21 protein-coding genes are annotated in these 20,062 nt (G+C 47.2%); 3 read left to right on the plus strand and 18 right to left on the minus strand.

The window, feature by feature from the left end; genetic code table 11:
* Window positions 1-7: 7 nt before the first annotated feature.
* The 8 genes from DWZ60_RS05720 to DWZ60_RS05750 form a co-directional block, all read right to left on the minus strand.
* Window positions 8-664: an undecaprenyl-diphosphate phosphatase gene (locus DWZ60_RS05720; protein WP_119221372.1), complete on the minus strand. Its 657-nt coding sequence runs from the start codon at window positions 662-664 to the stop codon at window positions 8-10.
* The gene (locus DWZ60_RS05725; protein WP_119221373.1) at window positions 649-873 is read right to left on the minus strand and encodes an undecaprenyl-diphosphate phosphatase; all 225 of its coding nucleotides are present in this window, start codon (window positions 871-873) and stop codon (window positions 649-651) included. The genes DWZ60_RS05720 and DWZ60_RS05725 overlap by 16 nt, the downstream gene beginning before the upstream one ends.
* Before the next feature lie 121 nt (window positions 874-994).
* Entirely contained in the window at window positions 995-1,654 is a 660-nt protein-coding gene (locus DWZ60_RS05730; RefSeq protein ID WP_022462570.1) for a ClpP family protease, read from the minus strand.
* 83 nt (window positions 1,655-1,737) lie between these two features.
* Window positions 1,738-2,466 (minus strand): YebC/PmpR family DNA-binding transcriptional regulator, encoded by a 729-nt coding sequence (locus DWZ60_RS05735; protein ID WP_022462571.1) that lies wholly within the window; start codon window positions 2,464-2,466, stop codon window positions 1,738-1,740.
* A 137-nt stretch (window positions 2,467-2,603) separates the two neighbouring features.
* Entirely contained in the window at window positions 2,604-2,951 is a 348-nt protein-coding gene (locus tag DWZ60_RS05740; protein ID WP_022462572.1) for a type II toxin-antitoxin system PemK/MazF family toxin, read from the minus strand.
* 6 nt (window positions 2,952-2,957) lie between these two features.
* Window positions 2,958-3,092 (minus strand): hypothetical protein, encoded by a 135-nt coding sequence (locus DWZ60_RS18620; RefSeq protein WP_256372507.1) that lies wholly within the window; start codon window positions 3,090-3,092, stop codon window positions 2,958-2,960.
* A 51-nt stretch (window positions 3,093-3,143) separates the two neighbouring features.
* On the minus strand, window positions 3,144-4,652 hold the full coding sequence (locus DWZ60_RS05745; RefSeq protein WP_119221374.1) for an NAD(P)H-hydrate dehydratase: 1,509 nt from the start codon (window positions 4,650-4,652) through the stop codon (window positions 3,144-3,146).
* Window positions 4,653-4,741: 89 nt separating this feature from the next.
* A complete protein-coding gene (locus DWZ60_RS05750; protein ID WP_022462574.1) occupies window positions 4,742-5,398 on the minus strand; it encodes a redox-sensing transcriptional repressor Rex in 657 nt (218 codons plus the stop codon).
* A gap of 154 nt (window positions 5,399-5,552) precedes the next feature.
* Here DWZ60_RS05750 and DWZ60_RS05755 point away from each other — a divergent pair, with 154 nt between their 5' ends.
* Window positions 5,553-7,478 (plus strand): ABC-F family ATP-binding cassette domain-containing protein, encoded by a 1,926-nt coding sequence (locus DWZ60_RS05755; RefSeq protein WP_117508975.1) that lies wholly within the window; start codon window positions 5,553-5,555, stop codon window positions 7,476-7,478.
* 99 nt (window positions 7,479-7,577) lie between these two features.
* Here DWZ60_RS05755 and DWZ60_RS05760 read toward each other — a convergent pair whose 3' ends face one another.
* The 3 genes from DWZ60_RS05760 to DWZ60_RS05770 all read right to left on the minus strand — a co-directional run bounded on the left by DWZ60_RS05760 (window position 7,578) and on the right by DWZ60_RS05770 (window position 11,645).
* Window positions 7,578-8,780: an NADP-dependent isocitrate dehydrogenase gene (locus DWZ60_RS05760; RefSeq protein ID WP_055217983.1), complete on the minus strand. Its 1,203-nt coding sequence runs from the start codon at window positions 8,778-8,780 to the stop codon at window positions 7,578-7,580.
* Window positions 8,781-8,945: 165 nt separating this feature from the next.
* A complete protein-coding gene (locus DWZ60_RS05765) occupies window positions 8,946-10,163 on the minus strand; it encodes a S8 family peptidase (RefSeq protein WP_330422131.1) in 1,218 nt (405 codons plus the stop codon).
* Window positions 10,164-10,277: 114 nt separating this feature from the next.
* Window positions 10,278-11,645 carry an MATE family efflux transporter gene (locus tag DWZ60_RS05770; RefSeq protein ID WP_117508978.1) on the minus strand — a complete coding sequence of 456 codons (1,368 nt, stop codon included), beginning with the start codon at window positions 11,643-11,645 and terminating at the stop codon, window positions 10,278-10,280.
* Window positions 11,646-11,768: 123 nt separating this feature from the next.
* Between DWZ60_RS05770 and DWZ60_RS05775 the strand changes: the two genes are divergently transcribed.
* The gene (locus DWZ60_RS05775; RefSeq protein WP_117508979.1) at window positions 11,769-12,656 is read left to right on the plus strand and encodes a LysR family transcriptional regulator; all 888 of its coding nucleotides are present in this window, start codon (window positions 11,769-11,771) and stop codon (window positions 12,654-12,656) included.
* Here the strand turns inward: DWZ60_RS05775 and DWZ60_RS05780 are convergent.
* The 3 genes from DWZ60_RS05780 to DWZ60_RS05790 form a co-directional block, all read right to left on the minus strand.
* Complete coding sequence (locus DWZ60_RS05780; protein ID WP_055267834.1) at window positions 12,625-13,119, minus strand: GNAT family N-acetyltransferase; 495 nt, start codon at window positions 13,117-13,119, stop codon at window positions 12,625-12,627. The genes DWZ60_RS05775 and DWZ60_RS05780 overlap by 32 nt on opposite strands.
* Window positions 13,120-13,197: 78 nt before the next feature.
* A complete protein-coding gene (locus DWZ60_RS05785; RefSeq protein WP_055227880.1) occupies window positions 13,198-14,421 on the minus strand; it encodes a M28 family metallopeptidase in 1,224 nt (407 codons plus the stop codon).
* 144 nt (window positions 14,422-14,565) lie between these two features.
* Window positions 14,566-16,173: a spermidine synthase gene (locus DWZ60_RS05790; protein ID WP_055227879.1), complete on the minus strand. Its 1,608-nt coding sequence runs from the start codon at window positions 16,171-16,173 to the stop codon at window positions 14,566-14,568.
* Window positions 16,174-16,224: 51 nt separating this feature from the next.
* Here DWZ60_RS05790 and DWZ60_RS21120 point away from each other — a divergent pair, with 51 nt between their 5' ends.
* The gene (locus DWZ60_RS21120; RefSeq protein ID WP_373141018.1) at window positions 16,225-16,299 is read left to right on the plus strand and encodes a DUF6783 domain-containing protein; all 75 of its coding nucleotides are present in this window, start codon (window positions 16,225-16,227) and stop codon (window positions 16,297-16,299) included.
* A gap of 38 nt (window positions 16,300-16,337) precedes the next feature.
* Here DWZ60_RS21120 and DWZ60_RS17920 read toward each other — a convergent pair whose 3' ends face one another.
* From DWZ60_RS17920 to DWZ60_RS17600, 4 genes are all read right to left on the minus strand, one after another.
* Window positions 16,338-16,961 (minus strand): prolyl oligopeptidase family serine peptidase, encoded by a 624-nt coding sequence (locus DWZ60_RS17920; protein ID WP_117812756.1) that lies wholly within the window; start codon window positions 16,959-16,961, stop codon window positions 16,338-16,340.
* Window positions 16,962-17,066: 105 nt separating this feature from the next.
* The gene (locus DWZ60_RS05800; protein ID WP_118750144.1) at window positions 17,067-18,647 is read right to left on the minus strand and encodes an ATP-binding cassette domain-containing protein; all 1,581 of its coding nucleotides are present in this window, start codon (window positions 18,645-18,647) and stop codon (window positions 17,067-17,069) included.
* Window positions 18,648-19,121: 474 nt separating this feature from the next.
* Complete coding sequence (locus DWZ60_RS05805) at window positions 19,122-19,793, minus strand: DUF1638 domain-containing protein (RefSeq protein WP_055227877.1); 672 nt, start codon at window positions 19,791-19,793, stop codon at window positions 19,122-19,124.
* 71 nt (window positions 19,794-19,864) lie between these two features.
* On the minus strand, window positions 19,865-20,062 hold a 198-nt coding region (locus tag DWZ60_RS17600; protein WP_442857791.1), incomplete at its 5' end, for a hypothetical protein.

The following is a 20,062-nucleotide window of genomic DNA, read 5'->3' on the forward strand; positions in this document are numbered from 1 at the left end:
TCTCGTATTACAGCAGAAAATATCCTGCAATGGAGAATGTCCCGACAAGAAGACAGTACAAAGCAAAATATTTCAGTTTCCGTTTTTTCACCACACGCATCAGAATGCGGATCGTAAAGTAACCGGCAAGTGCCGCCATGAAAACGCCGACCAGATATACCGGATGAAAAACAATTTTATTTTTTCCCATGGTCGCAAGTTCAACGATCGTTGCCCCGATAATCGCCGGAACACTCACAATCAGAGAGTATTTCACAGCGTACGAACGGGTCATGCCGCCGATCACACACGCAGAAATAGTCGAACCAAGACGGGAAAGACCCGGAATCGTGGAAAAGCCTTGGAAGAATCCGGCAATCAGTGCATCTTTCGGCTTTAAATTTTTCTGCGTTTTTTCTCCCTCCGGAAGCATATCTGCCACCACAAGCAGAATCGCCGTCAGATACAGACCAACGCCAGGTGCCAGCAGATTCGAGGAGGTCAGTGTGACAAGGCTCTGAATCATGCCGCCGATTACAGCAGTCGGGATGGTGGTCAGAATCAGCAGGAAAGCAAGCATACGGTAGTTGCTGCCGAGCACCTTCCGGTACTGCTTTCCCTCCTGATGCTGACTGGAAAAGTGTTCCTTTAAATTATGAAACAGATCGATTATGATTCCGCACAACGCGAGGAAGAGACGTTTCCATCCTTCGAAAATGTGAGCAGAATTGCAATCATGGAGCCAAAGTGCAAAAGCACATTGAAAAACACCGTCTGCGTATCTTCGATCTTCATAAAGTGACGGAAGATAATCAGATGTGCGGAGCTGCTGATCGGCAGGAATTCCGTGATTCCCTGGATCAGACCCAGAAATAAAGCTTCTATTACTGTCATTTTTTTATCCTGTTCCCTTATTTTTCTCTTTTGTGAAAGTCCGGACAAAACTTCCGTTCGAATTTTCACAGCGAACTCATTCTAACACAAAATCCCCTGAAACACAAGCCGCGCCGTGAAGTCAATTTTCTGTCCCTGCTGCCTTTTTCATCAGCTCATTCAGCTTTTCGAGCGCGCGGGCAATGCCGCCGACCTCGTCGATCAGGCCTTCTTCCACTGCCTGCGGGCCGTCCAGCATTGTTCCGACATCCTTGACCAGCATTTTCGTATCGAGCATCAGCTCCTCGAGCCGTTCCTTGGTGATTTTAGAATGGGCCGATACAAAACCTGTGATCCGATCCTGCGTCTTTTCCATATTACGGTACGTCTGTGCAACACCGATGAACATGCCGTTTGTACGCACCGGGTGAATGACCATGGTGGCACTCGGCACGATCAGCGAATAGTCTGCTGCAACTGCGAGCGGGACACCGATCGAATGACCGCCCCCTAAAACGAGCGATACCGCAGGCTTTCGCATGGACGCAATCATCTCTGCAATTGCAAGACCGGCCTCCACATCTCCGCCTACGGTATTCAGGAGAATCAGAAGACCATCAATACTTTTGTCCTCCTCGGCACGGGCAAGAGCAGGGAGAATGTGCTCATAGCGCGTCGCTTTCGTGCGCTCGCCGAGTGATTCATGCCCCTCCACCTCGCCGATGATGGACAGCAGATAAATGTTGGTCTTCAGTTCTACAATATTTTCTTTTTCTGTCTGGTTTTTCTGTGATTCTGCCATACGGATTTCCTCTTTTCTGCTATTCCAAAATAGCTTCATCAGTATGCGCAGATTCTTATGATTCTATGTAATTTCCAGCGAAATTACTCGTCCAGATTGGTGTATACGTACTGTACGTCGTCGTCGTCATCCAGCAGATCCAGGGTACGGTTCAGATCTTTTAATGCCTGCGGATCGGTCAGCTCTACGTAGGTCTGTGGGATCATGGTAACGTCTGCCTCTGCCATGGCGATACCGTCTTTCTCCAGAGCCTCACGTACTGCGGAGAAGTCATCCGGATCGGTAATGATTTCGTAGCTGTCCTCTTCGTCTGCGAAGTCTTCTGCGCCTGCATCCAGAGCAAGCATCATCAGATCGTCAGCATCCATTTCGCACTCTTCTTTGTCGATGATGATCTGGCCTTTTTTGTCGAACATGTAGGATACGCATCCCGGTGTTCCAACGCTTCCGTTTCCTTTGGTGAAAGCGCTTCTTACGTTTGCTGCGGTACGGTTCTTGTTGTCGGTCAGAGTCTCTACGATGATCGCGATACCATTCGGGCCATAACCTTCGTAGGTGATACGCTCGTAGTTGTCTGCGTTTGCATCTCCGGCAGCTTTTTTAATACCGCGGTCGATGGTATCGTTCGGCATGTTGTTTGCTTTTGCTTTTGCGATAACGTCACGCAGCTTGCTGTTGTTTGCCGGATCCGGTCCGCCCTCTTTGACAGCGATTACGATCTCACGGCCGATGATGGTAAAGATTTTACCTTTTTTTGCGTCGTTTTTTTCTTTCTTATGCTTAATATTGGCAAATTTTGAATGTCCTGACATACCTCTTTTGTCTCCTTTATTTAAAGTATTACTTTTCTGTAAAAAGGTTTCCCCGAAAAACGGCAGAAGCCCATATAATATAGAATATAGCACGATCTTTCTCATTCGTCAACCGTGAACCGCGCCAAAAATACCCCTTATGTAGGCAGATCCAGGCTGATTTTCAGTGCTTCGTTCACAAGGGCCAGCTGTTCCGGCGTCAGATGACAGATTTTATCTTTCAGCCTTCTCTTATCGATCGTCCGAAGCTGTTCCAGTAAAATAACAGAATCCCGTACAATCCCATAGGCGGACGCTTCGATCTCAATGTGCGTCGGCAGCTTCGCCTTATTCATCCTCGATGTAATCGCCGCACAGATCACCGTCGGACTGTGCCGGTTGCCGATGTCATTCTGAATGATCAGCACCGGACGGACACCGCCCTGCTCACTTCCCACAACGGGCCGCAGGTCGGCATAATATACATCGCCACGCTTGATTACCACTTGTGCTCACTCTCCGATTCTTTCCGTTTTGCTTTCCCATACGATAACGATCCGGCGTTTTACGCCTTTTAAAATCGTTTCCATGTATTTAATATTGCCTGTTTTTCCGGAGGTATTCACAAATTTCATCCGGCGCTTCAAAAAAGTCCGCCCGGAGTCCTTTTGGGAACCCGTGATTCTGATCTGCTTTGCTCAGATTGACTGCAATCCTCTGATAATCTCGGATGCTGTTACATAGGAAGCACTGCTGTTTTCTTCCGCAGCCTCTCCCGCCTTTCCATGCGCATATGCCGCCAGTGCCGCTGTTTTGGCAAGGCTGATTTTTTTCTCGTTTTTTTCACACTGACGTTTTGCTGCAAAGGCGCCTGTGATTCCCGCGAGCACATCGCCGCTTCCCGCCGTCGCAAGCGCACTGCTTCCGCTTGTGTTTATGTAATACTGCTCACGCCCTTCCTCTGCTGTCACGGTTACGGAATCCTTTCGTACACAGCAGGCCTGGTATTTTTCGGCTGCCCTTCCGGCGCTTCCTGCCGGGTCACACTGGCATTCTGCAATGGTCATGTGCAGCAGCCGTGCAAGCTCTCCTACATGAGGCGTTAAAATTTTTTCTGCCCGGCAGCCCGAAAGAATCTCTGCATCTTCTGCAATCAGGTTCAGCGCATCTGCATCCAGAACAAGAGGAACTTCTGTGTGCTGCACCGTAAAAACGAGCAGTTCTTTTGCCGTCCGGCTTTTGGAAAGTCCCGGTCCCGCAACAACAGCGTCCGCCCAGGCGAGATCCTGCAGCAGGGCTTCTTCCGGAAGCGGCTCATCCTCCTTCCAGAAATCCGCCATTGCTTCCGGCAGGGCACAGAAAAGCGGCGTACGGTTTCTTTCCTCTGTCACAACCTTTACCATGCCGGCACCGGATGCAAGGACTGCCCTGGCACACAAAACAGCGGCTCCGCACATGGCACCGGAACCGGCAAGTACCAGCACCTTTCCGAAGGTTCCCTTATTTCCCATCGGCGTGCGGGTAAGAAACCGGTCCAGATCTTCTTTTTCCACTGAACCGTACCAGGGCGTCTCCTCTTCTCCTGCATCAAAGCCGATTCCGATATCACGGACCAGGACCTCTCCGGCATATCGTTTTCCGGGATCAAAGAGAAGCCCTGGCTTTGCACAGGCAAATGTCACCGTGGCTCTGGCTTTCACCGCCGCATCAAGGACCTCTCCGGTATCCGTGTGGATCCCCGAAGGGATGTCCACGGCAAGAACAGGAACACCGCTTGCGCAGATTGCTTCCACTGCCCTCCGGTACTCCCCTGCCAGCGGACGGGATACGCCAATTCCAAAGATGGCATCTATGATAACAGTATATTCCCGGAAATCCGGATTCTTAACCTCACGGACCCCATAATTTTCCGCAATTTTCTTCTGTGCTCTCATGCCTTCGCTGTATTTTTCCGGATTTCCAAGACAGAACAGTTCCGCATCCACCCCTTTCGTCTTTAAAATCCGTGCAATTGCCGCACCGTCCCCTCCATTATTTCCGGGACCGCACACAGCAAGGACTTTTCCTGTATCCCATGTTCCATTTTGAAGCTCCTCCACGCAGGACAGCGCTGCGCGCTCCATCAGTACCAGGGACGGTACCCCCATGGTTTCGATCGTATTGCGGTCTGCCTGCTTCATCTGTGCTGCTGTAAGAACCCGTTTCATCGCTTTTCCTCCTTTTCCTGCCTTATCCGGAAAGTGAACAGAAAAAGTCTCCGGTTTCCCGAAGACTCTCCTGCTTTTGTTTTGGTTTCTTAATTGTTCTTTGGATGCTCCGCCTCATATCTGGTCAGATTGTAGGAGAGACGCATCAGACTTTCGGAAAGATGGACGTTCTCGACGATCACATCTTTCGGAAGTTTTAAGTTTAGATCGGTATGTGCAAAATTCCAGATTGCTTTTACACCGTTGTCCACGAGAATCTCTGCCATCTCTACCGCTTTTGCTTTTGGCAGTGTCAAAGCCGCAATCTCTACATGGTGTTCCTTGATAAATTCCGGAAGCTCGTCCGCCATGCGGATTTCAATTCCGCGCACGGAGATTCCTTTTAATACCGGGTTGACGTCAAAAATACCGACCGTTTTGAATCCGCTTCTTTCAAAGGCCGCATAATTAGCAAGCGCCTGTCCCAGATTTCCGGCTCCGACAAAAATCATATTGTGGACTCTGTCCAGACCTAAAATTTTTCCAATCTCGCTGTACAGATACCGCACGTTATAACCATACCCCTGCTGGCCGAAGCCGCCGAAATTATTTAAATCCTGGCGAATCTGGGAAGCTGTCACTTTCATCCGCTCGCTCAGCTCACCGGAAGAGATCCGTTCTACTCCGTCCTCCAGCAATTCGCCCAGGTAACGATAATATCTAGGAAGTCTTTTGATAACTGCCCGCGAAATTCCTTTTTCTTCCAAGATAAATTCCTCCTTATTTACACCTGCATATATTCATATTATATATGGTTGATAGAAAATTGTCAAAGATTTCTTGAAATTTTGTGTATTACTCTCTATAATAAGGATGGTGTATTATGTCAAAATACAGAAATATGTTATCTGGAGGAACCACATGATTCTTGCATGTCAGAATATCTCGAAAGCATTCGGGACAACGGAAATTATCAAAAATGCATCTTTTCATATAGAAGAACGCGAAAAAGCCGCACTGGTCGGCATCAACGGTGCCGGAAAATCGACGCTGTTAAAAATCATCATCGGCGAAATGAGGGCCGATGAGGGAGAGGTCATCCTCTCCAAAGGAAAGACGATGGGCTATCTCGCCCAGCATCAGGATCTGACCGGACACCTTTCCATTTACCAGGAAGTGCTGACCGCGAAACAGAATCTGATCGATATGGAGGAACGCCTCCGTCAGATGGAAAGTGATATGAATACAAAATCCGGTGCAGAGCTGGATGAACTTCTTTCCACCTACACCCGCCTCTCCCATACCTTTGAACTGGAAAACGGATACGCGTACCGCAGTGAAGTCGTCGGTGTTTTAAAAGGTCTTGGCTTTTCCGAGAGCGATTTTGAAAAACAGGTGGACTCCCTCTCCGGCGGTCAGAAGACCCGCGTGGCACTTGGTAAACTGCTGCTTACCAAACCGGACATCATTCTGCTCGACGAGCCGACCAACCACCTCGATATGGACTCGATCTCCTGGCTCGAAACGTATCTTTTAAATTACAGCGGAGCCGTCCTGATCGTCTCCCATGACCGTTACTTTCTCGACCGCGTTGTCACAAAAGTCGTTGAAGTGGACAATAAAAAAGTAACAACTTTTGAGGGAAACTATACCGCCTACAGTCAGAAAAAAGCAATGCTCCGTGAAGCCGCTTACCATGCCTGGGTCAACCAGCAGCAGGAAATCCACCATCAGGAAGAAGTCATTGCAAAGCTGAAATCTTTCAACCGCGAGAAATCCATCAAACGCGCCGAGAGCCGTGAAAAAATGCTGGACAAAATGGATGTGCTGGAAAAGCCGACCGAAGTACGCTCCGATATGCGGATCCGTCTGGAACCGCGCATCACAAGCGGAAACGATGTGCTGACCGTCGAGCACCTCTCCAAAGCCTTCCCGGGACAGACGCTTTTCCAGGATCTGAATTTCGAAATCAAGCGCGGCGAGCGCGTGGCAATCATCGGAAACAACGGAACGGGAAAAACGACGATCTTAAAGATCTTAAACGAAGTCATCCGCCCGGATGCCGGCTCTTTTACACTTGGAAGCCGTGTACAGATCGGTTACTACGATCAGGAGCATCAGGTGCTCCACATGGAAAAGACCATTTTCCAGGAGATTTCCGACGCGTATCCATATCTGACAAACACCGAAATCCGAAATGTGCTGGCCGCCTTCCTGTTTACAAACGACGATGTCTTCCAACCGATTCATACCTTGAGCGGCGGTGAGCGCGGACGAATTTCCCTTGCCAAGCTGATGCTCTCGAACGCCAACTTCCTGATCCTCGACGAGCCGACCAACCACCTCGATATCGTCTCTAAAGAGATTCTGGAAAATGCACTGAAGGACTACACCGGAACGGTGCTATATGTCTCCCACGATCGTTATTTTATTAACCAGACCGCAACCCGGATTCTGGAGCTGACGGGACAGACACTCGTCAACTATATCGGAAATTACGATTACTATCTGGAGAAAAAAGAAGAGCTGACCCGCATCTATGCTCCTGCTGCCGATGCCGCCGCTCCGGAAGAAACAGCGGCTCCTTCCGAAGCCTCCTCCACAAAGCTGGACTGGAAAGCGCAGAAAGAAGAACAGGCACGTCTCCGCAAGAAAGAAAACGAGCTGAAAAAGACGGAGAAACGAATTGAAGAGCTTGAGACACGCGATTCGGAAATTGATGAGGAAATGTCGAAACCGGAAGTCGCAACGAATGTGGCAGAGTGTGTGAAATTAAGCAAAGAGAAAGCAGAGATTGCCGCGGAACTCGAAGAGCTGTATGAAAAATGGGAAGAGCTTGCCGAATAGACCTGGTTTTCCCCGGAAAAATTCAAAACAGAAAAAGCCGGTCCGGCGCATCCCTTTTTGCGGGAATGCCGGATCGGCTTTCTTTTTTGCTTCGTTTAATTATTTCTCCAGCTCCTCGCGGATGGCCAGGATGAAATCACGGCTGTTTAATACGGTCGGATTTTCCATGGTGGTGATCAGCGCAAGGTCTTTTGTCATTTTTCCACTCTCGATCGTTGCGATCGTTGCTTTTTCCAGACGGTCTGCAAATGCGGAAAGTTCTGCGTTTCCATCCATTTCCCCGCGTTTTCTGAGTGCGCCGGTCCATGCAAAAATGGTGGCCACGGAGTTGGTGGATGTCTCCTCACCTTTTAAGTGACGGTAATAGTGGCGCTGTACGGTTCCGTGCGCAGCCTCGTACTCGTAATATCCGTGCGGGGATACGAGAACAGAAGTCATCATCGCAAGGGAACCGAAGGCGGAGGATACCATGTCGCTCATGACATCGCCGTCGTAGTTCTTGCAGGCCCAGATAAAGCCGCCCTCTGCTTTCATGATGCGGGCAACGGCGTCGTCGATCAGAGTGTAGAAGTAGGTAATGCCTGCTTCTGCAAATTTCTCTTTGTACTCTGCATCGAAGATCTCCTGGAAGATATCCTTGAAGCGGTGATCATACTTCTTGGAAATCGTATCCTTGCTTGCAAACCACAGATCCTGTTTCGTGGACAGTGCGTACTCGAAACAGCTTCTCGCAAAGCTTTCTATGGAGTTATCCAGATTGTGCATGCCCTGAATGACACCGGCGCCGGTGAAGTTGTGGATCAGCTCTCTTGTCTCGGTGCCGTCCTCAGCCGTATAAACCAGCTCTGCTTTTCCCGGTCCCGGAATGCGCATTTCTGCATTTTTATAGACATCTCCGTATGCATGACGGGCAATCGTGATCGGTTTTTTCCAGTTGCGCACGCACGGCTCGATGCCTTTTACGACAATCGGGGTACGGAAAACGGTTCCGTCGAGCATGGCACGGATCGTTCCGTTCGGGCTCTTCCACATTTCTTTCAGATTGTACTCGGTCATACGCGCTGCATTCGGCGTAATGGTGGCACATTTGACTGCTACACCGTATTTCTTGGTAGCGTTTGCGGAATCTACGGTTACCTGATCGTTCGTCTCGTTTCTGTGTTCCAGTCCCAGATCGTAATATTCCGTTTTCAGGTCAATAAACGGGAGAAGCAGCTCATCTTTGATCATTTTCCAGAGAATTCTGGTCATCTCATCTCCATCCATCTCTACCAGAGGAGTGGTCATCTGAATTTTTTCCATAGTAGGCCTCCTTTTTCTATTCCCGTTTATTGTATAAAGTATCCTATAGCTTGTCAAGTCAAAATTCGCCTGATTTTTTGGCATTTTCCCATAAATTCACACAATTTTTGCAGGATGAGAGGTGTTTTCCTTCATTTTTCTTTTTTTATGCTGCCGCACAGTGTCTCACAGAAGAGACAGAAAACGGTCTGTTTGAAGCATCCCATGCCCCTGACGGTTGCGCGGAAGGCCAAGGTCTCTCGCCGATTCGCAAAGCAGCATTTTCGCCTGGACATTTGTAAGATCCGGAACCCGTTCAAGTGCCAAAGCCACGGCTCCGGACACCCGCGGTGCCGCCATCGAGGTGCCGCTCTTCACCACATATTCCTTCCTGCTTCTTCCAGGCGCGCAGGAAATGAGACGTTTTCCAGGCGCGACAAGATCCGGTTTGCAGACGCAGTCCCGTGTCGGGCCGCATCCGGAGATTCCTCTTCTTGGCTCCAGCAGATCGCCCGCTCCCACGGTGATCACTTTTCTGCTGTTCCCCGGCGCCGTAATACTGCCCGGAGCGGGCCCCAGATTTCCGGCCGCTGTCACAACAGTGATCCCGTCATCCCAGGCGCGCTCCACCGCCTGTACTAGCAGATCATCCACCGTTTTTTCCTGCTCTGTTGTTCCCACTGAAATATTTAAAATGCGGATATTAAGTCTTATTCGCTCTTTGCACACCCAGTCAATCGCCGCGAGGATATCCTGCTTTCTTCCATTTCCCCTTCGGTCCAGAATCTTCACTACGACAAACCGGCATCCCGGTGCCGCACCCTGGTATTTTCCGCCGGACGCTCTTCCACTTCCGCCAAGGATACCACAGACATGCGTTCCGTGTCCATTGTCATCGTAAGGCGTCTCCCGCCCGTACACAAGATCCCGGAAGGCTACAATCCGGCCGTCAAAATCCATATGGGGAAAAATCCCTGTATCCAGCACGGCGGCTGTAATTCCTTTTCCTGTCAGATTTTCCTGCTCTTTCATCCATAAGCCCCTGTGTATTCTTATCTTATGGTATGCAAAAAAGGCTGCCTTTCGCAAAGAACAGCCTTTTTGTTTTTCTTTTCTATACTTAAAACTGAATCTGCTTTTCCCCTTTCCGTTTCCAGAGAGCTGCTGCAAGCGGGATGCCGCAGAGCTCAGCCAGGACAAAGGCGCCCATATCAGATTCAGGTTTCCAAATCCTTTGAGAAGAAATGCAAACACCAGCGGCAGAATCGCCTGGCGTGTCATGGATATGTACATACTTTCTTTTCCAAGGGAAAGTCCCTGCAACGCCGCCTGATAGATCAGGCCTGGAATCGAAAGCAGATAGGCCACTGCCAGAATGCGGAGCGCCGGGACTCCAATGCGCATCAGATTGTCCGAGGCATCATATTGTATGTATGGCAATAAAAAACAGGAAGATATCTGCCAAAACCGTTTCGGTAAAGATCTTCCTGTCCTTTTTTCAGAAACTTTTCAAAAACATTACTTCTGCTGCTCCATTCGCTTCAATTCCGGCAGAACCAGAATCAGCATGGTGATAAAGCAGAGACTTCCGCCGATTACGTTTGATACCGGTTCGGCAAGGAAGACACCGTCCGTTCCCATGTGGAGTACGTACGGCATCAGATAGGTGAGCGGTACAACAATGAAGACTTTTCGGAGCAGGGAGAAAAAGATCGCCTGTTTCTTTTTATTCAGAGATTTGAATACGGTCTGTCCAATGTACTGCAGATCCATGAAAATGAATGCTGCAAAGTACTGCTTCAGAGCCGGAACCGCATCTGCGGTCAGTACCGCATCCGAACTGAAAATACCGATCAGCGCATGCGGCGCCAGAACAATCACGCTCCACATCACTGCGGTATAGCCGAGGATCATCGCACTCATGACACACATCGCCTTGCGCACGCGGGCCGGACGGCGTGCACCGTAATTATAGCTCAAAATTGGAGAAGTTCCCTCATTCATTGCATAGATCGGTGTCTCGACGAGCTGACGCACGCTCGATACGATCGTCATAACAGAGATGTAAATATCACCGCCGGTCACAGAAAGTACATTGTTGCAGCAGATCGTGACAAGGCTGTTGGTCAGCTGCATGATAAATCCGGCGGTACCGAGACTGACAATATTTTTCGCATAGCCTGCACACTCAGAAATTTCATCTTTCCGCACAAAGCGCACTTTCAGTTCCGATTTCCGGGTCAGGAAATACAGAACGAACACGGCGGAAAGTGTCTGGGAAATCACAGTTGCAATCGCAGCCCCCTGCACACCAAAACCAAATACAAAGATAAACAGCGGGTCAAGCAGCAGGTTTGCGACCGCTCCGATCGTGACGGAAAGCATGCCAACGGTCGAATAGCCCTGCGCGTTGATGAACGGGTTCATGCCGGTTGCCACCATCGACGGCAAAGTTCCGATCAGATAAATCATCATATAAGGATACGCGTATACCATCGCATCTGCCGATGCACCGAACAGCGACAGCAGTGGACGAGCAAACAAAAAGCCGATCACCATCAGTATGACAGCACAGACACATACCATGGAATACGACGTATTCATAATACGTTCCGCCTTTTTTTGATCATTCTTTCCACTCTCAATCGAAAACAGCGGAGCGCCGCCGCTTCCAAACAAGTTGCTGAATGCTGTGATGATAACGATCAGCGGAAAGCACAGACCGACTGCACCGAGTGCCGCCGTTCCTACCTCCGGGATCCGCGCGATGTAGACGCGGTCTACAATATTGTACAGCAGACTCAAAATCTGAGCAACCAGCATCGGGAGCGCTGCCCCGAAGATGTTTCCGGTTACGGTTCCATGTTCGAAATCAATTCGTTTCATTTGTTCCCTCATTCCCTTCTTTTTCACTTGCTTTTCAGTATAGCATGGCGTATTCTATATGTAAATTATTGTTTTTATATTGAAATTGAATAATTTTTATATAGTTTTTTCAGGAGGATTTTTATGGAACTTCGACAACTCGAATACTTCCGCGCCATCGTGGACGCGGGAACCATCAGCGGGGCGGCACGGGTGCTGCATATGACACAGCCGCCGTTAAGTTATCAGATCAAAATGCTGGAGGAAGAGCTTCAGGTGCCTCTTCTCATCCGCGGTACAAAGAAAATCACCCTGACCGAGGCAGGAAAAACACTGTATGAACAGGCAGGAACGCTTCTGATGCTTGCGGATCTCACCAGGCGCGAAGTCGTAAAATCCAGTCAGTCTGCGACACTCCACATCGGCATGACGCCATCCACCGTTTCGCTGCTCGCCGACTATCTCCTGCGATTTTCCCGGAAATACCCGCACATCCATTTTGATGTCCACGAGGGTTCTACCTTTGCTTTAAAAGACCAGCTCGAAAATCACATGGTGGATCTCACCACGCTCCGCACGCCAATCGTTTTAAATGGTTGCGAGACGAAGACCCTTTTAAAAGAGAGCATCACCGCCATGGCACTCCCTTCTCACCCGCTTTTTGCCGGGCGTGAAACCCTTTCGCTTACGGAACTTGCCGAGCAGCCGCTGATTCTGTCGAACCGCTACCGGAAATACATGCTCTCCGCTTTCGAGCAGGCGGGTCTGTTCTGCGATATCTATCTCACCTGCGAGGACGCCCGCACGGCAATGACAATGGCAGAAAAAGGCCTTGGCATCGCTCTTCTGCCGGCCTCCATGCTGAATCTTACCCATAAATTAAAGGCCTGCACCATCACAGATGCAGACCTTACAACCGAAATCCTGCTTGCCTGGCGCAAGGGGCGCCTTCCGTCTGAACTTCGGGCTTTTCTGGAATTGTGGGATGAAAATGACTCCCTCAATAATCAAATTCATGTTCCCCAACCGTAATCGTCTGCGTCAGTTTTTCATTCAGATACGGTTTACGAATCTCAATTAGATTCAGAACGGTGTAACCACGCTTTCCCAAAAATTCAATCATCCTGTGGTTATTGGGATGGACATAGTTGTAAACCGTATCGTTTCCATAAGAAGCTGCAATTTCTTCTGCCTTGCCATGCAGTGCGGCAGCAACTCCCTGCCGGCGGTACTCTTCTCTGACAAAGATGGATTCCACCCACACCACCTCGCTCTCAATACGACAGACAACATAACCTGCGTATTCGCCATGCACCGTGGCGGCAAACACTGGAAATCCTGCTAAAAGGTATTCCTTCATTTCTTCCCGTCCGTCTTCCACGTTCGGTTTTGATGCAATTCCTTTATAGGAACGCAGTTCTACTCGAAACAGCGCAACCATTTCTGCAAGGGCATCGTTTACCTGCCTGATTTCTACCAGTTCTATTTTTTTCATGGTTTCTCTCTCCTGCCACTGTCGTTCTTTTTCCTATTTGCAATTCGTCTCGCTGCTCATATCCGTGATCGAAGTATATCAGGCTTCTTTTCTCTTGCGAAACAAATATTCATCCAATTGTTTCCGAATCGTTTCCGGTATTTCTCTTGCCACCGGGCAGACCGCTGCGTTTGCGAATCTTCCGGTAAATACTGTCAGGAAATCAATATCTTTTTGCAGCTGCTCCATCGACATCACATCTTTGACATCGTAGCGGCAGTGAATCGGGGCGACATTTCCGTTGGCAATACGCGCAAACGAAACAGCCGGAACCCCATGATCGGCAAATGGTGTGGAATCACTGGAATAGACGCCGTTTTCTGCCGCAATTGGAAATCCAACTTCTGCAGCCATATAGCTGATGTAATGGGTAAGCTTTTCTTCTGCCGATACACAGGCGATAAATTTTCCCATATACGTTCCGATCATGTCCAGATTGATGTTCAGTACTGTTTGTCTCAGTTCTTTTTCATGATCTCTGACATACGCTTTTGATCCTAAAAGTCCTCTTTCTTCGCTTCCGCAGAATACAAACCGAAGACCATAATTCAGCTCTTTCCCTTTCATCTGCTCCATGATTCCAAGAAGCCCTGCGCATCCGCTCATGTTGTCATATGCACCATGCGAAAGCGATGTCGTATCATAATGCGCGCTTAAAACGATCCATTCTTCTCTTTTTCCCGGCAATTCTGCAATCACATTATGGGATTCTCCATCGTATTCCTTCTGCCGGATTTCCAGACGGATCTGTTTTACTTTATTTTTCACAAGTTCTACTGCCTGTGCGGAGTGAATCATAGCGCAGAGCACTTTCTTTTCCTCTCCGACAACGGCTTCCCGAAGATCTCTCTGATCAATGTCTGTATGTGGGTAATAGCTGTTTCCATATTGGAACAGAATCGCTTTCGCGCCTGCTTTCATCAAATCCTGGTACGCAAAAAATCCGATTCCCTGCGTATCCATCAGCACAATTTTATCTTTTGCACCGGCAACGGAAACCGGATCGGTTCCCGGCATATAGTAGAGTTCGCCTTCCACGCTTCCGCTTCCGCAGCATGTGAGCGCTTTGCATGGAATTCCCATCCCGTCTGCATACAAATGTGCCTCTTCGATTTCGCCCATTGCAACGCGGAAACTTTCCAGTTCTGCCGGGACTCCTAATGTCTCGCACTGCTCCTTTAAATAATTTGCAACCTGCAATTCTTCTTTTGTGCCGCTTGCATGCACAAAATCTGTCTGGTCAAAAATAGATTGTAATTTCATTATATTTACCTTCCCTTTCTTCCTTTAGTCAAGCGGATATTCGCAATCCGCTTTCGCTACTTGCTCATAACCAAAATCGAAATCCCATTTGTAAGCGCAAGCCAGATTTTCATGATTTACGCTTTTCCATGTTGCGCCCAAATATCAGAGAGACTCCATCAACCCTTTGATTCCCCGTTCTTTATAGATATCTTTATAGTATTGGACCTCATCTTTAATCAATTCATCGATCACCTGCATGCCAAGCAGTTCCACCGGCGCCTGGTCATCTGTGAGGATATAATTTCCTTTTTGATATTCTGTAAGATTTGAAGCAACTTCCTGCATCATATTTTTCAGATTTGCATTTGTAAGTTCGCCTGTATGCTTCGTCAGATTCTTTCCGATGTCCGGATCGTCCGACGCAAAGAGTTCCCGGTTGGATGATCCCGCCACATCGACGATAACCTCGGTAGTAAAGACACTTCCAATCGTATCTGAAAGGTACTGATTGATGTTTCCCTCTTTCGTTCCTCGCATATTCATATTTACCACCATGACGCCATCGTCCTTCAGATGCGATTTCACCAGCGCAAAGAACTCTTTCGAGGACATCTGGAATGGAATTGTGATGTCCTGATATGCATCAACCATAATCACATCATATGCTTTCTGCGAGGCGTTTAAAAACGCTCTTCCATCGTAAGTAGTCACCGGAACATCCTCTGAGAGTGAGAAATATTTCCGAGAGAGATCCGTGATCTTCTCATCAATTTCTACGCCTTCGATATTCATGTCCCCAAAATATTTCCTGCACTGTGTGGCGTAGGTTCCCGTACCCATGCCAAGGATCAGCACATCCATCTGATCTGTCGGCTTGTCTTTGAGCATAAGCGGCGCCGCCATCGCATAATCATAGTACATTCCGGTCAGTTCATCCTGCTTCATATAGACAGACTGTACGCCAAACAGAACATTGGTAGACAATGCTACTCTCTCATCATTTTCGTACACCTGAAGATAGTTGTATACAGACTCTCCCTCATATGTCAGGTTGTTTTCCCAGAATGCGAAGGAATCGGAATAACCTGTTCCACAGCAGAACGCGAAAATAAGTACCGATGCAATCACTTTCTTTTTCCCTGCTTTTTCCATCACAAAATACACGATGGATAACGCAAGTAAAATTCCCGCAAAGATCAGAAAAGTGATCGATGTTCCAACCGCAGGGATCGTAACAAACGTCGGCACAAAGGTACCAATAATGCTGCCGATCGTATTGAATGCTCCCAGTGTTCCCACCGTTTTTCCGTTATCATCCAGATTGCTCACCGAATATTTGACCAGCGACGGAGTTACCGTACCCAGTAAAAATAACGGGAACACAAAAATTACCATACAGGCCACAAACGCAGCCAGGATCAGAAAATTGTTATTTACGGAAAAAATCAGAACCGCAGAAATGCCAACAATGATATATTTTCCGACCACGGGAATTAACGCAATCCATAAAGCAGCTACGATGATACGTCCATAGAGCTTGTCCGGATTGGGCGACTTGTCCGCCGTTCTGCCTCCATAGATATTTCCCAGTGCCATAGCAATCATGATGGTTCCGATGATGATCGTCCATACAATCTGTGAAGAACTAAAATACGGGGCAAGCAGCCTGCTCGCACCAAGTTCTACCGCCATCACAGACATTCCGGAAAAAAATTCTGTCAGATACAAAAATAACTTGTTTTTTAAGATGCCACGATTTTTTCTTTCCATGTCGACTCCTTTTTTATTTTATCTTTTTGCTGCCATCATGCCGGCAAAAGAGTGAAACATACCGCAAAATGGAACGCACAGAATGCGGAAATGATTTTTCAAACGCGCTCTACTATCATACTATAGACTTCTTTGGAATTTTGCAATATATTTTTCCATGACTCTTAATGTCCAAACAGCCATCCCATAATTTTTTCATCCCGACAGAACAGATAACCGCCTCCGTGCTGATAAGTCACTTTCGTTCCTGCAAAGTAATTTTTCTCTTTTATATCCAGTACCAGCAAATTGTCTATTTCGGATTTTGCTAAACCCTGCTCTGCATACAGCTCATATAAAATCTGATACGCTTCTTTAAACGGTTCTGATCCATAATATTCATCACTTTCGCCAATCACAAAATAGACCGGTGTTTTTGCCTCTGTCACCGGTTCATATGCTCCATCCCATTTGGAGCTGCACATGAGCGCTGCAGTAAACAGTTCCGGCTTTTTTCCCAGGATCAGCGCCAGCGTTTCTCCTCCGCCGGAATAGCCGTTACTATATACTTTTTCCGGTTCTGCTGCCCCTTCTGATGCTGCTGTTCTTTCTGTTTCTTCCAGCTCTGTCATTTCTTCTGTGTTTCTTTTTTCTTCTGTATCCTTTGAATCCTCTATCTGTTCAGATCCCGCTGCCGGAACATCCATATTCCTTTTTCCAGCGCTTTTAAAAAACTGTCTGGATAGCAGAAGCGATATAGCAAAAATAGCAAAGCAAACCGTAATCAGCATTATTTTTCTTTTTGTCATAATGTGAATTCCTCCTTTTTTTACTATTTTTAATCATAGCAAAACGAGACCTCCATAAGAAGTCTCGTTTTTTTTCAGTCATAACCTTTCCGTTTATTCTTCTGGTCAAAGCTCTACCACTTTCGTTGCCAGCTTTTTGGCAAACCTTGCATCATGCTCCACGATCAGCATCGTTGGCTGGAACTGCGCAATCAGTTTCTCAATCTGCATCCGTGAAAATACATCAATATAATTCAGCGGTTCATCCCACAGATAGAGATACGCAGGTGTTAAAAGGCTGGCAGCAATCAATACTTTTTTCTTCTGTCCCTCGGAAAATTCCTCCATGTTTTTTACAAACTGTTCTCTGTCCAGATCCAGGCTGCGCAACATGGAAAGGAGCATTGGCTCATCAATTTCCTGCTTTTTGGCAAATTCTTTCAGCGTTCCGGACAGATGCGAGGTATCCTGGTTGATATAGGAAATAACGAGATTTGAGGCAATCGAACAGGTACCCGTTGCCATTATATTTTCGCCGGAAAGATTTTCGCATCCGGACATCGTAATTTTCCGCTTTTCGATTCCGCCATTGGAAGAATTTTGCAGGTTCTGCGTCAGAATATACTTGATCAGGCTGGATTTTCCACAGCCATTTTTTCCTTTCAGAAAAACACGGTCTCCTTGTTTCAGTTCAAAATTCAATCCGGTGATCACATGTTCTTTTCCATCCCGATATTTTAAGGAAAAATCCCTGCATTCGATCAGCCGTTCTTTGTAATGGGAAAGCGGCATAATCTTTAAATCTTTTACCGTTTCGATATCTTTTAACAGCCCTTCCTTTTTCTCGATCTCCCGGTCCATTCTCTCCTCGTACGCTTTGACGCGCGACTGCATTTTCTTCGTCTTTGCTCCGATATACGATCGTGTCGATATCGATCTGTCATGTTCTTTGGCTGGATCATACCCAATCTTGGTATTTTCATTTTTTTCTGCCCAGCGCGAAGAACGGTCGGCGGCTGCCTTTAGTTTTCCAATTTCTTTTACATGTTTTTCATGTTCCATTCTGGCGAAGTTGTCTGCTTTTTCCTTATTTTCCCACCAGCTGGAAAAATTGCCGCTCTGCACTTCGATCGAGGCCCGGTTTAAAACCAGCACATGATCGATACAGGCGTCCAGCAGATCCCTGTCGTGGGATACCAGAATAAATCCTTTTTTTGACGCCAGATATTTTTTGATAATCTCTCTGGCGTCCTGATCCAAATGGTTGGTGGGTTCATCGATCAGCAGAAAATCATTTTCACCGGAAAAAAGGACTGCAAGCATGACCCTGGTCCGCTCCCCAAAGCTTAACGTACCAAATGGTCTGTACAAAAGTTCTGCGTCCATATCCACTTTTTCCAATTCACAAAGAACTCTCCAGCTCTCTACTCCCGCTTTCCAGTCTTCCATCAGCTCCGCTGCTGTCCGTTCCAGATCTTTTTGTTTCACCGGATACGGAAAATAATCGAAGACAACCGATCGGGTGATCGCTCCCTGGTATTCGTATTTTCCCAGGAGTAACTGAAGAAACGTTGTCTTTCCCTTTCCGTTTCTTCCCACAAAACTAAGCTTCCAGCTGGTGTCGATTGAAAACGATACATTTTCAAAGATTGTATCATAACTTCCTTCATACCCAAAGGTTAGATTACTGACATTGATCTGTGCCATAAAAACTCCCTTCTGCCTGTTTTTCTTTTTCTCACGGCATAAAAAATTCTGCTAGAGTATTTAAAAAGCGAGCCCGCTTTGCGTACGCAAAACAGACCCGCATCCTAAACAGACACAGCGTGCATGGCACTGGTGTCGGAACATAACGAATCGTCTAAGTATCTAATTTAAGCGTACACAAAATAACCCGTTTCAAACAGGTCTTACCAAAATACAATTGTGTTTTCCAGCTTAAATTATTTCAGATACATTCCCTCACCTTTACACGTTCATGTTCTTTCTTTTTTCTATTCATGCTTTAAAGCGTCTTCGAAAAGCATTTTTCAAATATGCTCTATGCATAGTTGGACAATATCACAGATTTGCTGATCTGTCAATGCCAAACTAATTTCTCAGCATCTTTCCATTTTACATAAAAATAGTACAAGACCTTCCAAAAATGCCAGATCTCTGGGCTGGAACATCCTTTTCCACTCAGAAAAAATCCCCATGCCGGATCAAATGCCCGGGTTCAGCTACCAGAAACTGCTCATCCCATTCTCCCGACACCAGTTTTTCCAGGATTCGGTTACTTCCCTGCACATAGTCCAACGCTGCATGAATCATATCTGCATTTTTCTGCGCCTGCTCCGCATACGCAAGTTCATAACAATCATTATACCCGGTATCAATGATATCCAGAAAATAATACTGGTCAAACCACATGTGGAACAACGTTTCTTCATCTAGTCCCTGAAATTCCTTGGATGCTTTCCGATAATCTTTCAATAGTGATAACACAGAAAATTTTTCGGGCTCATCCTCATAAAGATACAGATGCCCGCTCTCCTTGCGGTTGGGGATGTACCGGTCATCTGTGGCTAAAAGCAGGGACACACAATCATCTACTCTTGGAATCACAGTCCTTACCTGTGCCCGCACCTGGTCCCAAACTCCTCCGCAAAATCCCATGGCAGCCAGAATCGTATCCGGCTTCCTTTTTCTTTTTTCCAGTTCCTGCCAGATCACCGTTTTCATAGTCGCCGGCTCTACGTGATAGATCCGGTCAATGACTATAATCGGATAATTGGTATGCATCTTCTCCTGTGCCCGTTTCACATAACGTTCCAGCGAACTGCAAGTCAAAATGACGGTTTCTTTTTCCATATTCGTGCTCCTCGTACAATATATAAAAATTGATTTATCTGCGTCGTTTACCGTAAGTTTTTCTTTCTATGTTATACTACAATAGTTTTGATGTTGGGGGCAAAACCATAAATAACTTTGTCCTCTATTTCTATAAAGAGTTTTCTGAAATTCAATGCTGCTATCTTGGAACCGAAAAAGAACTTGCCCCGCTGTTTCCCACGAGGTATCTTTTCCAAGTGGTAATTCTTGCGTATATTCGATGGAACAGTTTCCACTCCATTACGCAG

It is taken from the genome of Blautia sp. AF34-10 (assembly GCF_003477865.1).
In the GTDB taxonomy this organism is placed as follows: Bacteria; Bacillota; Clostridia; order Lachnospirales; family Lachnospiraceae; genus Fusicatenibacter; species Fusicatenibacter saccharivorans.

What these genes read in the sequence shown, in the direction of transcription:
- DWZ60_RS05725 (WP_119221373.1), bottom strand. Translation starts at nt 873, where the DNA reads ATGACAGTAATAGAAGCTTTATTTCTGGGTCTGATCCAGGGAATCACG.
- DWZ60_RS05730 (WP_022462570.1), bottom strand. Translation starts at nt 1,654, where the DNA reads ATGGCAGAATCACAGAAAAACCAGACAGAAAAAGAAAATATTGTAGAA.
- DWZ60_RS05735 (WP_022462571.1), bottom strand. Translation starts at nt 2,466, where the DNA reads ATGTCAGGACATTCAAAATTTGCCAATATTAAGCATAAGAAAGAAAAA.
- DWZ60_RS05745 (WP_119221374.1), bottom strand. Translation starts at nt 4,652, where the DNA reads ATGAAACGGGTTCTTACAGCAGCACAGATGAAGCAGGCAGACCGCAAT.
- DWZ60_RS05755 (WP_117508975.1), top strand. Translation starts at nt 5,553, where the DNA reads ATGATTCTTGCATGTCAGAATATCTCGAAAGCATTCGGGACAACGGAA.
- DWZ60_RS05760 (WP_055217983.1), bottom strand. Translation starts at nt 8,780, where the DNA reads ATGGAAAAAATTCAGATGACCACTCCTCTGGTAGAGATGGATGGAGAT.
- DWZ60_RS05765 (WP_330422131.1), bottom strand. Translation starts at nt 10,163, where the DNA reads ATGCGCATTGGAGTCCCGGCGCTCCGCATTCTGGCAGTGGCCTATCTG.
- DWZ60_RS05770 (WP_117508978.1), bottom strand. Translation starts at nt 11,645, where the DNA reads ATGAAACGAATTGATTTCGAACATGGAACCGTAACCGGAAACATCTTC.
- DWZ60_RS05775 (WP_117508979.1), top strand. Translation starts at nt 11,769, where the DNA reads ATGGAACTTCGACAACTCGAATACTTCCGCGCCATCGTGGACGCGGGA.
- DWZ60_RS05780 (WP_055267834.1), bottom strand. Translation starts at nt 13,119, where the DNA reads ATGAAAAAAATAGAACTGGTAGAAATCAGGCAGGTAAACGATGCCCTT.
- DWZ60_RS05785 (WP_055227880.1), bottom strand. Translation starts at nt 14,421, where the DNA reads ATGAAATTACAATCTATTTTTGACCAGACAGATTTTGTGCATGCAAGC.
- DWZ60_RS05790 (WP_055227879.1), bottom strand. Translation starts at nt 16,173, where the DNA reads ATGGAAAGAAAAAATCGTGGCATCTTAAAAAACAAGTTATTTTTGTAT.
- DWZ60_RS17920 (WP_117812756.1), bottom strand. Translation starts at nt 16,961, where the DNA reads ATGACAAAAAGAAAAATAATGCTGATTACGGTTTGCTTTGCTATTTTT.
- DWZ60_RS05800 (WP_118750144.1), bottom strand. Translation starts at nt 18,647, where the DNA reads ATGGCACAGATCAATGTCAGTAATCTAACCTTTGGGTATGAAGGAAGT.
- DWZ60_RS05805 (WP_055227877.1), bottom strand. Translation starts at nt 19,793, where the DNA reads ATGGAAAAAGAAACCGTCATTTTGACTTGCAGTTCGCTGGAACGTTAT.